Source organism: Chryseobacterium lathyri (genome assembly GCF_003290185.1).
GTDB lineage: Bacteria > Bacteroidota > Bacteroidia > Flavobacteriales > Weeksellaceae > Chryseobacterium > Chryseobacterium lathyri.
The window spans coordinates 367,779-382,766 of record NZ_QNFY01000002.1; the positions used below are offsets into that span (position 1 = coordinate 367,779).

10 protein-coding genes are annotated in these 14,988 nt (G+C 39.0%); 2 read left to right on the forward strand and 8 right to left on the reverse strand.

The features are described 5' to 3' along the window. Window positions 1-25 precede the first annotated feature (25 nt). Together DRF61_RS04035 and DRF61_RS04040 are read right to left on the reverse strand one after the other, a co-directional pair. Window positions 26-3,091, reverse strand: coding sequence for a TAT-variant-translocated molybdopterin oxidoreductase (locus DRF61_RS04035; RefSeq protein ID WP_111954295.1), 3,066 nt, complete (start codon window positions 3,089-3,091; stop codon window positions 26-28). A gap of 23 nt (window positions 3,092-3,114) precedes the next feature. Continuing rightward, window positions 3,115-4,476, reverse strand: a complete 1,362-nt coding sequence (locus tag DRF61_RS04040) for a c-type cytochrome (RefSeq protein ID WP_111954297.1) — start codon at window positions 4,474-4,476, stop codon at window positions 3,115-3,117. 182 nt (window positions 4,477-4,658) lie between these two features. Here DRF61_RS04040 and DRF61_RS04045 point away from each other — a divergent pair, with 182 nt between their 5' ends. After that, window positions 4,659-5,207, forward strand: coding sequence for an SPOR domain-containing protein (locus tag DRF61_RS04045; protein ID WP_111954299.1), 549 nt, complete (start codon window positions 4,659-4,661; stop codon window positions 5,205-5,207). A gap of 46 nt (window positions 5,208-5,253) precedes the next feature. Here the strand turns inward: DRF61_RS04045 and DRF61_RS04050 are convergent, their stop codons facing one another. From DRF61_RS04050 to DRF61_RS04075, 6 genes are all read right to left on the reverse strand, one after another. After that, window positions 5,254-6,531, reverse strand: a complete 1,278-nt coding sequence (locus DRF61_RS04050; RefSeq protein WP_111954301.1) for a DUF6080 domain-containing protein — start codon at window positions 6,529-6,531, stop codon at window positions 5,254-5,256. A gap of 75 nt (window positions 6,532-6,606) precedes the next feature. Further along, window positions 6,607-7,521: a T9SS-dependent choice-of-anchor J family protein gene (locus DRF61_RS04055; protein ID WP_111954303.1), complete on the reverse strand. Its 915-nt coding sequence runs from the start codon at window positions 7,519-7,521 to the stop codon at window positions 6,607-6,609. Window positions 7,522-7,606: 85 nt separating this feature from the next. Next, entirely contained in the window at window positions 7,607-9,148 is a 1,542-nt protein-coding gene (locus DRF61_RS04060) for a protein adenylyltransferase SelO (RefSeq protein WP_111954305.1), read from the reverse strand. 75 nt (window positions 9,149-9,223) lie between these two features. Then, window positions 9,224-11,602, reverse strand: coding sequence for a penicillin-binding protein 1A (locus tag DRF61_RS04065; protein WP_111954307.1), 2,379 nt, complete (start codon window positions 11,600-11,602; stop codon window positions 9,224-9,226). Window positions 11,603-11,608: 6 nt separating this feature from the next. Next, window positions 11,609-12,073 (reverse strand): gliding motility lipoprotein GldH, encoded by a 465-nt coding sequence (locus DRF61_RS04070; protein ID WP_111954309.1) that lies wholly within the window; start codon window positions 12,071-12,073, stop codon window positions 11,609-11,611. After that, the gene (locus DRF61_RS04075) at window positions 12,066-13,463 is read right to left on the reverse strand and encodes a PSP1 domain-containing protein (RefSeq protein WP_111954311.1); all 1,398 of its coding nucleotides are present in this window, start codon (window positions 13,461-13,463) and stop codon (window positions 12,066-12,068) included. The genes DRF61_RS04070 and DRF61_RS04075 overlap by 8 nt, the downstream gene beginning before the upstream one ends. A gap of 279 nt (window positions 13,464-13,742) precedes the next feature. Between DRF61_RS04075 and DRF61_RS04080 the strand changes: the two genes are divergently transcribed. Beyond that, window positions 13,743-14,981, forward strand: a complete 1,239-nt coding sequence (locus DRF61_RS04080; RefSeq protein WP_111954313.1) for an OmpP1/FadL family transporter — start codon at window positions 13,743-13,745, stop codon at window positions 14,979-14,981. Window positions 14,982-14,988 lie beyond the last annotated feature (7 nt).

Below are 14,988 nucleotides of genomic sequence, written 5' to 3' on the forward strand. Positions count from 1 at the left end.
TTTTTACCTATTTATTATTTAAACTTTATTTTTCTACTCTGTTTCTTACTTTAGTGTGATAGAACACATTTGGTTTTGTGCCAATCTCTTCAAGTAAATAATATCTTCTGTTGCTGGAGTATAATTCTCTCACTTCAGATTCTTTGTCATTCATGTCTCCAAACGTCATTGCTCCGGTAGAACAAGCAGCAGCACAAGCACAAGAATTTTTGAATTCGTTGTCTGTTACTTTTCTGTTTTCTCTCTTAGCAGCTAAGATTGTAGCTTGAGTTTCCTGGATACACATTGAACATTTCTCCATTACCCCTCTCGTTCTTACCACAACATCCGGGTTAAGTACCATTCTTCCAAGATCGTTGTTCATGTTGAAATCGAACTTGTCATTCAGGTTATACGTAAACCAGTTGAAACGTCTTACTTTATAAGGACAGTTGTTAGCACAATATCTTGTACCGATACATCTGTTATAAGCCATATGGTTCTGACCTTGCTTACCGTGTGAAGTAGCCGCTACCGGACATACAGTTTCACAAGGAGCATGGTTACAGTGCTGACACATTACCGGCTGGAAGATTACATCTGGATTGTCTGCAGGGTGGTTGAGTGCACCTCCGTCTCCGAATGCCGTACCATACAATTCTGGTACTGCCATTCCTTCTTTCAATCCTTCGTATACTTCTACTTTCTGTCTTGAAGAATAGTAACGGTCAATTCTTAACCAATACATATCTCTGGACATTCTGATCTCTTCTTTACCTACTACAGGAACGTTGTTTTCTGCCTGACAAGCAATGATACATGCTCCACAACCCGTACAAGAGTTTAAGTCGATTGATAGGTTGAAGTGAGGTCCGTCCGTATCATCGAAAGCATCCCAAAGGTCAATCTTTCTTGCCGGAAGAGCTCCGCTGATGGTGTGATATTCCAAAGGCTTGTTCCATCCTTTGTGCTCATCATCAAATGCTACGTTTAAGAATTCTGCCAAAGGAACTTCCTTGGCGATTTCGTAACGTCCCATTAATGTATTCTGAAGCTGGATACCTGCAAATTCGTGGTCTTCTCCAGTTTTTTCGATCTTAACTCCTGAAACAGTTAAGTTAGAACCGTCAAATAATGGATAAGCGTTTACCCCAGTATCAGCAGTTGTTCCTGAGTCTTTTTTACCGTATCCAAGCGCAAGACCTACAGATCCTTCTGCCTGTCCCGGTTGAATGAATACAGGAACATCTTTTATTGTTACTCCGTTTACAGTAAGGTTTACGATAGAACCGTCCAGCTGCATTCTTGCATTAAGGTCGTTTTCAATCGCGAATTTTTCTGCATCTTTAGGAGAAATTGTTAAATAGTTATCCCAAGACATTCTTGTGATAGGATCCGGTAATTCCTGAAGCCAAGGGTTGTTAGCCTGAGTACCGTCACCCATTGAAGGCTTGGTGTATAATACTAATTCTAATTCGGAAGCTTTGAAGTTTCCTAGTTCAGCAATAGCCTGGGCAGCATTTCCTCCGGCGTAAGATAATGCAGTTGCATTATTTGAAGTCGTGATACCGTTATATAGGGCTTTATTGAAAGAAGTAGCTCCTAAGATAGAGGCAGAACTGGCTTTCAGATAGTCATAATAATTATTGGCAGTATTGTTCTTCCCGTTTTTCCAAACCAGTAAAGATTCTTCAATCTGTCTTGATTTGTAGATTTTCTGGATGGTTGGCTGCATTAATGAATATACTCCTGTCTGAGGTTCAATATCACCCCAAGATTCTAACCAGTTAGCTACAGGAATTACAGCTTTCGCTGCTTTGTACATTTCATTTTTCTTATCAGCTACAGCTACTACACAAGCAACTTTAGCTAAGGATTTTTTGAAATCTTCTCCTTTTGGATGGGAGTAGATAGGGTCTACGTTGTTTGCAATCAATACGCCAACCTGACCTGCATTTATCCATCCTAAGAATTCCTGGTATCTTGCTTTATCAAATTCTTTAAGGAAGTTAGCTTTACCTGTGAAAGCTACTGAACCTAATTTTTGGTTGATTAAGTGTGCTAAAACCTGTGCTCCTTTAGAACCGTCGGCAAAAACAACAGCTTTGCTGCCTTTTGCTTGAAGTTCTTTTGCAATTTCAGAAGCAGTCTTATCAGAAGTACCACCACCTACGATTGCGTTGTAAACTTCCACTAAAGTTTTATTGACAAGGCTTGGCTTTAATCTAACTCTTTCATCTGCATTAGCACCAGTCAATGACATGTTGGATTCCACCTGAATGTGTCTCAACATGTTTGGTCCCGGTTTTCTTGCTGCTGCATAAGAAGTTTCTAAGCTTGAAGCGTTATAATCTCCTAAGAAATCTGCCTGGAAAGAAACAACCAATTCTGAACCTTTAAGGTCATAAACCGGTAATGCTCTCTGTCCGAATACCTCCTGAGCTGCATCTAAAGCCGCAGCGTGAGGATAAGCATCATACGTTACAAGTTCAGCAGTCGGATATTTAGCTTTGAACTCAGCAAATAACTTTTTGAAAGTAGGAGAAGGGAAAGAGTGTGACAAAAGCACAATCTTTTTACCTGCTGCATTGGCATCTGCCAGACCTTTAAGGATAAAACTGTCTACTTTATCGAAAGTTTCATCTTTACCGTCCAGTTTAGGCTGTTTTACTTTATCATTATCATAAAGAGAAAGTACACTTGCCTGAGCTCTTGCGTTGGTTTTTCCTAAATCTCCTGCTGCCGGGTTCGGATCTATTTTGATAGGTCTTCCTTCACGGGTCTTTACTAAAACGCTGGCGAAGTCGAATCCGTCAAAATAAGTTGAAGCGTAATAATTCGGAACCCCCGGAATAATATCGTGTGGTTTTACCACGTAAGGAATCGTTTTGATCACCGGAGCTTCACAGGCAGCCAATGTTACGGCTGCTGTAGAGAATCCTAATATTTTTAAGAAATCTCTTCTTGAAGTACTGGATCCGTTCTGTTCAGCATCTCCAAGGAAATCTTCTACCGGAATTTCTTCCTGAAACTCTTTCTGAGCCAGCTTATTGTTCAAAGCCGGATCTTTAAGTTCATGAATACTTCTAAATTGTATTTTGTTTGAAGCCATTTATACTTCTAATTTTTTAGTTATTAATAATGACATTTACCACACTCAAGACCTCCAATTGCATCTACAGTGATCTTACCGCCATCCTGAGGATATTGTTTTTTCAACTTGTCATGTAGATTCTTGAAGTATTCTTTATTATAACCGTTGTTCATATCAACCTCAGTAGTTCTGTGGCACTCGATACACCATCCCATCGTGAAGTCATTAGCCATCTGAACAACATTCATTGTATCAATTTTTCCGTGACAAGCTTTACATACAACATCAATTTTGTTGTTTGGATTCTTTTTATTGAAAGAATTGATGATCGCCTGCTCACCCGCTACTACGTGCTGAGAGTGGTTGAAGTACACGAAGTCTGGCATGTTGTGAATTCTAGTCCATTCAACTGGCTGTGTTTTTCCAGTGTACTGCTGTTTTGCAGGATCCCAGCCTGTAGCTGCATAGATCTTCTGGATCTCACCGTCGTAGAATGCTTTATCTTTTCCTGGCTCCATGTAGTGATCTGCGTTATACTCAGAAATTGTTCTGTGACAGTTCATACACACGTTCATGGAAGGAATTTCAGATACTTTTCCGTATTTGGCACTGGAGTGACACAACTGACAGTCAATTTTCTGTTCTCCTGCGTGAATTTTGTGAGAGAAGTAGATAGGCTGTTCCGGCTTATATCCTTTGTAAACCCCGATCCACATGATCCAGTTCCAAACTCCATAAGCGGCCAGAAGGGCAAGGATACCCAGTACTGCTTTACCGATGTAGTGGTATTTCTCGTAGATTTCGCTGAAAGATTTAACTCTTGTTTCGTTAAGGCCGGCTAAGTCTTCAGATTGACCTAATTTAACCAATTGTCTCAGTTTAATTAAGATCCAAACTAATAAACCTGCTATTGCAATAAGCGAAATAATAACAACGCTTGTGGTTGTTTTGTCTGCCGATGCTGCAGCTGCTCCGTCTGTTGCAGGCGCTTTGGCGTCAGTTTTTGCTGGCTCGGGAGCCGGAGGATTAGTTGTAAACGCTAAAATGTCGTCAATATCCTTATCTGTAAGATTTGGAAACTGTAACATTTCGGTTTTGTTGTACTTTTCAAAAATCTCATTGGCGTATTTATCCCCAGAAGCTCTAAGAGCTTTGTTGTCTTTGATCCACTTGTGAAGCCAATCTTTGTCTACACCACCTTCTGTCTTTACTCGCTCTACAACCCCTTTTAAAGGAGGTCCTATTACTTGTTTATCCAGCGCGTGACATGCCGTACAATTCGCTTTGAAAAGTTTTTCGCCGTTTTTAGGATCGCCGTCTTGCCCGTAAATTGAAGCACTGGTTGATAGCAATAAGCCTATCGCGATCAACGTTTGTTTATAATGCTTTCTCCAACTAATCATTTAAATTATCTTATGTTAGTAAAATATTGAACCAATCAATTCGGCAAAAATAATATTTTTAACAGGAATTTAACGGTATATGGAAAAGGGAAAATATCATTTACGTTTAATTTGTATTGATTCTAAATAGTGTTGTTTGGTATAATTTTTTAATTTTAATAGATTTGCAGAAACAAGTTTAAATGAGAAATTTAATCAAAATATTTTCAATATTATCTTTATTTGGGTTTTATAGTGTTGAAGCCCAACAGGTTGTTCAGAAAGATACTCTTGCCGGAACAGAGCTGATTATGACTATGGATTCCAAAGTAAGCACTGCTTTGGGGGGAATTGAAGACAAATGTTCAAGGACTGCAGGTGGTCCTTCGGTGAGAGAAAATAATACAGACAGTGGAATTGTGACGAGTCCAAGGCCTCCAAAAATTTATGTTCCGAGCAGAGAACTGAGCAATGCGGAAATTTGTCGTAAGAATCCAAGGATTTTAGGATTTAAGATCCAGATCACAACGGTGAAAAGTAACGAAGAGGCTAACGAAGTGAAATCTTATTTCAGAAAAAGATTCCCGAACCTAAAAGTGGAAACGGATGCTTCTTTAAGACCGAATTATAAAATTCTGGCAGGAAGTTATTTTACGAAACAAAGTGCAGCTTCAGACCTGTCAAAAATACGAGAATACTTCAAATCGGCCATCGCTGTACAATACAGAATTTTCTGTTCTGAAGCAAGATAACGGAGATGAGATAACAAACTAAAGCTGGGAATTTTCCCGGCTTTTTTTATTGGTAATAAGTATCTAAAAACTGGAAGAAATCAGACATTCTGAACAGGTTATTAGTCAGTAAAAAAGCAAATAGAATAACCAGTGTCAACACTAAAAATGATAAAATTTTTGGTTTCGTTCTGTAAGCGTAAAAAAGCCATCCCAAAAGCAGCGGATAGACAAAAATAAAATGCCCCGCGTAGATATAAGAAGTATGGAGTCCGAATCGCATAATGCAGTGAATCAGAATGTCAAACATGAATGAAATGGCAATAATCTGTACCAGTTTATTCTTAAAATTTTTAAAATAACTCCATAAAATAAGGGCGAGCAATATTATGATAAAAGCATAACAGAAAAAGGATGAATAGGGCTCCATTAAAAGGCCTTTGAAATTAAATCCTTTCATATTATGCTTATCCGTCGTCATAAAACTGGGAAACAGAATACTGCCCCCGAAAAAATAAGAAAGCATCATGTCCCAGTCCGGAATGGATTCTACATTGGAGAACTTTTCATACTGCTGGTTGGTTTTGGAGAAGATATTTTCATATTTAAAATCTATTCTGAGCAAGTAAAGAAATGCAAAGCACACCGTGGCAAGTGCAACACGGAAAACTGCGTTTCCAAATTTTTTCCAGCTTCTGAAAACATCCTTTTCAAATAAAACGGGAATAAAAACTTTAGCCAGATTGGTGATGGTAATACCTCCAATGGTAATTCCGGCAAGCGTTAAGGCGGGTCCGGGTATCTTTTCTTCTTTTCTGAGTTTTACGGCTGCATAATAATTGTAAATACATAGCAACAGCAAGGTGTAGGTGAAATTCTCCGGAGTAAAAGAAAGAATAATACTTGTAGAAAAAAATCCAAAAAACAAAACAAGCAGTAAGGTGATCTTTAATGGAAGTCTGATGATATTATTTAGGTACTTAAAAATCTGAACGATGCATAAGCTTATGGCTATATTGCTAAGCCATGCCAGGGTTAGTCTGAATGTTGCATTCATTTTTCCACCAGAAACAAAAAGAGAAAACTCCCGGACCCAATTGAAAAAATAGTAGGCCAAAGGATGTCTCTCAAAGCTTCCGCCGGTCATTACAATCGCTTTGTTGTCAAAGCTGAAGTAGGCATCCCAGGGAATTCTGCTGTCAAAAATGATCCTGTAATGAAGAGCAATATAGGTGCCCAGTATTCCGTAACAGAGCAGGAAGAACATAAATACTGCTAATTCTGTGTAAGAAGATGGGAAGACCTGTTTTAATAGGTTGATGAGTTTTGTTTTAGTAAAAGACACGTGTCAGTTTTTTGCAAAAATAAAATAAAAAAGCTCACCAGACTTGGTGAGCTTTAAAGATTATATGGAAAGTAATTATTCTTTAATTATTTTTTCTGCTGTAGCTGTTCCATCTGCAAATTCAACCTGAAGCAAATATGCTCCTTTTGAAAGAGAAGAGATATCTACTTTGTCAGATGTTGATTTCAATACTGATTTTCCAGAAAGGTCTAAAACTGTTGAAGATTTGATTTTTTTATCAGTTTTAATATTGATCTCTCCTTTTGTTGGGTTAGGATAGATGTTTGTTGCTTTTGTTTTTGCTCCTACTTCATCAGTTGCAAGAGTTCCAGTTGTGATTTTTACATCATCAACCATAAACATATAAGCATTAGGGGAAACACACTGAATACCAATACGAACTGTTTGTCCAGCATAAGCATCTAGAGAATACGTTTTTTGTTCCCAGTTTGGATAAGGAGCTGATAATGAGGCGGCACCTGAAATAATAGTAAAATTTGCAGAAGATGTAGGGGTACCTGAACCAATATATACGCCAATTTTATATTTCTCCAATCCATACGAGTTAGACATTGATTTTACCCATAATGAAAGTGAATTAGAAGCGGCTCCTAATGTTACGGAAGGAGATATAAGCCAGTCATTGTTGGCAGTAGCAATATCTGGAACACCTGCCCAACAAGCAGCATATTTTTGACCACTGTGAGGATCGAAATTTCTCACCTCTGTTCCTGTTGTTGCATTAGTTACACCAGCAGCAGCAGGGTTAAAAATTTGATATGCCATAGGGGCACCAGCGTTATTCCATGTTGGGTCGTCTGTTCCTCCTGTATAAGTGTTAAGTTGGTCTAGATCTAAGGTTTGCCAGTTACCAAATCCCGTAATTACGAAATCTGTGTAAGAATCGAAATTTTCATTTAATAATACCGTTTGTGCTTGAGTAGTGGCTCCTGTAAGCATTAAGCTTAGAGATAGTAGAATTTTTTTCATAATATTAATTTTTTCTAAAATTAGTAAAATTAATAATATGATGTAAATAATTTAGCAAAAGTGATGTAAAATTGTAATTTATTCGTCAAGAACTGCAGGAAAGTGTAGAACATCCGGTGGTGTCATCATAAGCTGCAGGCCTTTTTACAGAAAATTCGGGATACAATTCTTGATAAGGATTTTCCAGAGCACGAGTGAGTTTTCCCAGCATTTCTGTTTTTCCGGTATCTATCTCTTCGATGCACTGATAAAGAAGATAATTTCTCAGTGTAAATTTTGGGTTTGACTGTTGCATAAGTGATAATGATTCTTCTTTTGAAATCGTGTTGGATGATAATCTTGCCTCATATTTCTTTGTAAAATCTTCAAGCTTTTTTATTTTCTCGTCATTCAAAACAGAGTAGGAAATATTTTCAAAAAGAGATTTAATATCGCTATTGGGACTCAATTTTTCCAGCTGATTAAAAAACAGCTTATAATCTAGGTGAAGTTCTTGCATCAACCCCTGCCAGTTAGTAAAAAATTCTTCATCACTCTCCCTCAATTCATCGAATCCAAATTTTTTGCATAGCATTTTATCATGAGCTTCCCAGAAATAGGTTCCATACCGGTTTAAAGTGTCTTCTAAAAACTTTTCGTCTTTAATGAGTGGATGAAGGGCATTTGCCAGCTGCCAGAGATTCCACTGCGATATCTGACCCTGTTTTCCAAAGGCGTATCTTCTTCCCGGAAGGTCAGTTGTATTCGGGGTAAAGTTCAGATCATATTCATCCATCATCGAATAGGGTCCGTAATCTATGGTCAGGCCTAAAACAGACATATTATCAGTATTCATCACGCCATGAACAAACCCGACCCTGAACCATTCAGTCATAAGGTCTGCTGTCCTGGTGCCTATTTTTTCAAAAAAGTCTTTGTATTTCTGAACTCCGTCTGTTGTAATTTCCGGATAATAATTTTCAATCGTAAAATCTGCCAGATCCTGCAGGGTATTGTATTCCTTTTGTGCAGAAAGCAGTTCAAAATGCCCGAAACGGAGAAAGCTTTCTGCAGTTCTGATTACAACTGCTCCTTTTTCCAGCTGAGGATTTCCGTTATACATCATGTCCCTTACCACATCTTCACCGGTAAAAGCAAGGCTTAAGGCTCTGGTTGTAGGAACTCCCAGGTGGTACATAGCTTCGCTCATCAGGTATTCACGTACTGAAGACCTCAGCACCGCTCTTCCGTCTGCATGCCTTGAGTATGGTGTTGCCCCGGCACCTTTCCATTGAATTTCTGTTTTCTTCCCATCTTTATTGATGATTTCCCCGGCCAGTATCGCTCTTCCGTCTCCCAGCTGTCCTGCCCAGTTTCCGAACTGATGCCCGGCATAAGCGGTAGCATACGTTTTTACATTTTCAGGAAGGTTATTTCCTACGAGAAAATCCAGGTCTTTTTCTTCATATTGTCCTAGTCCGATCTCTTCGGATAAAACTTCATTAAGGGCAATTAGCTCTGGCTCATCAAAACCGGCCGGCTTTACAGTTGCAAATAAAACTTTAGGGGTGTTTCTCTGCATCGGGTTGCCGGAAAGATCTCCTGGAAATATATCGGTAAAAGGCTGTTTGATCTGTTCAATATTCATAGATCAAAGATATTAATTATAAAAGAAAAGACCTTCCAGATTATTGAAAGGTCTTGTATATTTCTAAAAGAGAATTTATTTATTGAAATCTACCTCATCGGTGGAGTGAAGATTGTCATTGATATTTTCTTCTTTCTTTTCCGGATTGTTTCTAGGTGTTGGCTCTACCGGTCTTGGATTTTTGATCTCATCAATAGTCTGAAGTCCACCATCATCTCCATATCCTTCACCCAGGCCTTTTAAATTCGAACATCCGTCTTTCCAGTCTGATGGTCTGGTGAACTTATCGTCAGGACTAATTCCCAGAGACTTGTCTGCCCATACCTTCTTCATGAAAATGGCCCATATTGGTAATGCCATTTTCGCACCCTGGCCTTCACCGGTTCCGAAGAAGTGAGTTGCTCTGTCTTCCCAACCTACCCAGGCTCCTGTTGCCAGTTTCGGGGTGATTCCCATGAACCAACCGTCAGAGTTGTTCTGTGTAGTACCTGTTTTAGCCGCGATTTCCACGCCTTTTGAGATCCCTCTTCTTCCTAATTCTCCTGAAGCGGTACCGTATTGCGCAACACCCTTCATCAGCTCGATCATGGTATAGGCGTACATTGGGTTCATTACTTCTTTCGGTTCTACATTTACTTCTTTGATCACTCTTCCGTTGGCATCTTCAATTCTCCAGATCATTTCCGGTTTATTGTAGTTTCCGTAGTTGGCGAAAGTACTGTAGGCACCAAGCATTTCATAAATGGTAATATCTGATGAACCTAAAGCAATAGTATTGTTTCTAGGGATGTCTTCTGTAACTCCCAGGTCTCTTGCTGTCTGAATAACGGCATCTACACCCGTCATTTCAATAAGACGAGCAGCTACCGGGTTTTGAGAGTGAGCCAGGGCATCTTTTAAAGTAAGCATTCCTCCTCTTCCCGGAACATGCCATCCTTTATGGTCATAAGTACCGTTGGAAACCGTAGAGCATGGCGTCATACCAAGTTTCATGATTGCTGTAGCATATACGAAAGGCTTGAATGTAGATCCCACCTGTCTTTTACCCTGCTTGATGTGGTCATACTGGAAATGCTGCCAGTCTATGCCTCCTACCCATGCTTTGATCTCTCCACTTCCCGGAACCATAGACATTAAGCCTGCCTGTGCAATCTGTTTGTGGTATCTGATGGAGTCCCAAGGTGACATTTCAACCTCTTCTTCACCAGCCCACGTAAAGCGGGAAGTTTTTATTGGCTTATGGAATTCCAGTAAGATAGAATCTTCAGAAACTCCGGCGGCCTTCAGTTGTTTGTAACGACCGGTTCTTTTCATCGCCTGAGTCATTACGCTGGTTACCTGCTTATCCGTTAAATAGTAGAACGGTCTGTTTTTTCTGCCTCTCTGTTCAGCATCAAATCTTTTTTGAAGGTCTGTTAAATGCTCTTTGATGGACTCTTCTGCATATTTCTGCATTTTTGAATCAAGAGTTACATATATTTTTAAACCGTCTTTGTAAAGATTAAGCTTCTTTCCTGTTTCTTTCTCGTAACCTTCAAGATACTTGTCGATTTCCTTTCTTAAATAGAATTTATAGTAAGCAGAATAGTCATCATTGATGTTTTTGATCGGATGATAATCTACCTCAACAGGTGTATTAATTGCCTTATCATAGGTTGCCTGGTCTATATAACCCGTTTCAAACATTTGCTGCAAAACAACATCTCTTCTTCGTTTTGCTCGTTCAGGATTTCTCATAGGGTTATTAGCGATAGGCGCTTCTAACATGGCTACGAAAACTGCTGCCTCCGGAAGGGTAAGTTGGGAAGTTGTTTTATTAAAATAAATTTTGGAAGCCATTTCAATACCGTTCGCATTGTATGTAAAGTCGAACTTGTTGAAATATAATGTGATAATTTCTTCCTTAGTATATCGTTTTTCCAAGCTTACTGCAACGGACCATTCCTTTAGTTTCTGTATAACCCTTTTGATAGGGTTTTTAGATGGCTCTTTGGTAAATAGTAGTTTAGCAAGCTGCTGCGTGATTGTAGAACCCCCACCTCTGTCTCCTCCATATCTGACAGCTCTTAGAATAGATTTTAAATCAATTCCCGAATGCTCTTTAAAACGCTCATCTTCCTTTGCCTGTAATGCATAGATAAGATAGGGAGGAAGCTGTTTGTAGGTAATTGGCTGTGTTTTTTCCTTTTCAAACTTCCCCAGTAAAATACCGTCCGATGAAATGATTTCAGAGGCGACATAGATATCAGGGTTTTCAAGTTCCTTTACATCCGGCATTTCTCCAAGAAATCCCTGGGAAACAGCAAAGAAAAGTCCTGAAATACCTAAAACTACCGCAATGAGTCCGATCCAAATGAATCTAACCCATCTTTTCCAAGAGGTATCTTTCTTTTTTTTGGGAGGAAGGGGGAAGGTTTTTCCCTTGTTTCCTGCATTTTGTCTGTTGTCTTCCATTTATGGTTACGGTTTAGCCGTTTCTACTTTTACTCCAACGTCTTCAATTCCCGGAAGGTTGTCATTTCTCATCGCCTGGATCAGGCTGATTTCATATTTTCCTTTTCCCGGAAATTTATAGTTCATTTTATACTGAAATAATGCCTCCTTCGTATCACCAAAACCTGTACCAAGCCATTCTCCGTTTGGTTTTGCCAGTACATAGTTCAGGGTATCTGTTTCCTTATTTTTGTTCTGGAGATTGGTGAAATTGACAATAAATCTTATATTGCTGTAAGGGTAACTGTTGTTATTTCTTACAACAAATATAATATTTTTAGGATTCTGCGGATCTGAAACTTCAAGATTAAATTTTTGCTCACTTTTCTTATTCCATTTGTTATTAACGGAATTCATTATGACATTCTCTCCTGAAGAGGAATTGCAGCTAAAGAAAAGAATAAGAGGTAATAATCCTAAAATTTTACGCATTTTTATCTTTTTTTGGGGGGTATTTCTTTTTAAAATTTTTCTTGTTCGGGTTCTGTTGTTTTTTTTCAGGGTCTGAAGAAACATCCGTTTTTTCCGTTTGTGCTTTTGGCTGCGGTTTAGGCTGCTGCTTTTGCTGTTGTCTTGGCTGATTTCCGGCATTAGCATTAGGATTTTCTGCTCTGTCAGGTCTCTCGGATCTCTCCGTTCTTTTCTTTGGTCCCTGGCCTTGCCCCTGCTGTCCTCCCTGGTTTTGCCCGTTGTTGGGTCTGTTCTGGTTTCTGTTCCTGTTGTTGCCTCTGTTCTTCTTTTCGAACCTGTCCATGTTGTTTTCCTGGATCAGGTCGATGGTCTGAATTGGGCTGTCAGGCTGCTTAAGATCTTCTAAAGGAAGGATTTTTTCGCCTCTTTTATTTTTGGCGATTAATTTCTTAACAAGGTCGATATCAAAATCATACCATGCCATAGAACTGTCTACGTAAGCAAACCACATTTTCTTTTTGAAAACATCTATTTTAATGCAGAATGCTCTTCCTTTTTCCGTATCCAGGGTAGTTGAAGAAGAAGGGAAGTGGCTTAGTGCATCAAGGTAGCTGTCCAGTTCATAATTCAGGCAGCATTTCAGCTTACCGCATTGTCCTGCAAGCTTTTGAGGATTAATGCTCAGCTGCTGATATCTGGCGACATTCGTGTTCACAGATCTGAAATCCGTAAGCCAGGTCGAGCAGCAAAGCTCCCTTCCACATGAACCTATACCTCCAACTTTTGCAGCTTCCTGTCTGAACCCGATCTGTTTCATGTCGATCTTGGTTCTGAAAGCACCAGCGTACTCTTTGATCAACTGTCTGAAATCCACTCGGTTGTCAGCGGTATAATAGAATGTGATCTTGGAAGAATCTCCCTGATATTCCACATCCGTGACTTTCATTTCAAGACCTATTCTATGAGCGATTTTTCTCGCCTCAATCTTTACACTGTCTTCTTTTTTTCTGGCTTCCTGCCAAACCTCAAGGTCTTTCTGGTTAGCCTGTCTGTATATTTTAAGTATAGATTCTTCAGGAAATTTTTTCTTTTTCATCTGAATCTTTACTAATTCTCCGGTGAGGCTTACAACGCCTACATCGTGTCCGGGACTCGATTCTACTGTTACTACGCTACCTATATGTAAAGGAATATTATTTACATTTTTATAAAACGATTTTCTGTCATTTTTAAATCTAACTTCCACAAGATCACACCTGTTCGATGCGGGGTTGTTGATGTTAGAAAGCCAGTCGAAAACACTTAATTTATAACTATTACCACAGGTATTTACACTTTCACAGCCATTCGCGGTTTTTTTTGGTCCGCAAGAATGGGCAGAATCGCCGGATGTTTTGCATCCACAACTCATATAACTATTTTTTATAATCTTGCAAATTTATGTAAATTTATCTTTATGCAATTCTAAAATACTTAAATATTCAATATCGTGATTGTTTAACCTTAAACGTGAAAAATATAGACTGCTTCAAAAGCCGATAAGTTGCTAGTGTCTATGTGTTTATATAGATATATTTTTAAAGTACTATTTTAAACATAATTTTCTTTTGGCATATTGTTTAAAATATTAAGAAATATTAACAGCTGTATCTAAAATAATTTTATATTTGGGTTATATAATAAACAGTCTATGAAAAAAATATTAGTATCAACTGCTTTATTGGCGGGTGTTTTATCTTACGCGGGAGGCTTCAGGGTATCTCTGCAGGGAGTGAAACAATTGGCAATGGCGCATACTAGTGCTCATGCCGAAGATGCAAGTGTGGCATTCTTTAACCCGGCGGGGATGTCATTTATTCCTTCCAAACTGAGTATAGTAGCAGGAGGGTTCGGTGCAAGTAATAAAGTTACTTTTCAAAACTTAAATACTTTGCAGAGTACAGAAACAGATAATCCTATTGGTACTCCGTTATATGCTGCGGTTGCTTATAGACCGATAGAGAATTTATCTGTTGGTTTCAGTTTTACAACACCTTTCGGAAGTACAATCCAGTGGCCAAGCGATTGGGAGGGGAAAGAAATGGTTCAAAAACTGGAGCTTAAGAGCTTCTATTTTCAGCCGATGGTCTCTGTAAAGCTGGCACCTTGGATGTCATTCGGGGCGAGCTATATTTATGCAAAAGGTAAAGTAGACTGGGATAAAGCGGTAACGCAGTTTGGAGGTGAATTAAATATTAAAGACGAAAAGGCAAGCGGACACGGTTACGGATTCGGTTTCTATTTCAGACCTGATCCTAAATTAGATATCAGTATTGCTTACCGTTCACCTATAGATATGAAGGCTAAAAAAGGAACTGCAACATTCAAGTTCCCATCAGCATCTATTTATCCGTTATTAGGACTGGACCCAAGTACAGGACAGGATAAATTTACAGCAACACTTCCTTTAGTAGAAGAATATACCATTGGTTTAACATATAAAGTAACACCGAAATGGTTAATTTCAGCTGACTTTAACTACCACGGATGGGAAAGATACAGCAAGCTGACTCTGGATTTTGCTACTGCTCCAGTGGGGAATCAGCCAGATCCAACAATTCTTGTGTCTCCTAAAAACTTTAGAAACTCAAAAACATTCAGATTGGGTACTCAGTACGCGTTCACGGATATGATCTTCGGACGTCTGGGAGCTTATTATGATGAGTCACCATACACTGACGAGAATTTCATCCCGGAAACGCCATCATTTAATACATATGTAATTACCGGAGGTCTTGGCTTTAAACTAAAGCAGTTTGGAGTTGATATAGCAGGAGGATATGCCCTTCCTCAGGCCAGAGATGTAAGAAATGCTAGTCTTGGCTTTAATGGACAGGCAAAAGCTAGAGCATTTTACTTTGGTTTAGGTTTATCGTACAACCCTTTTTAATTGAAAG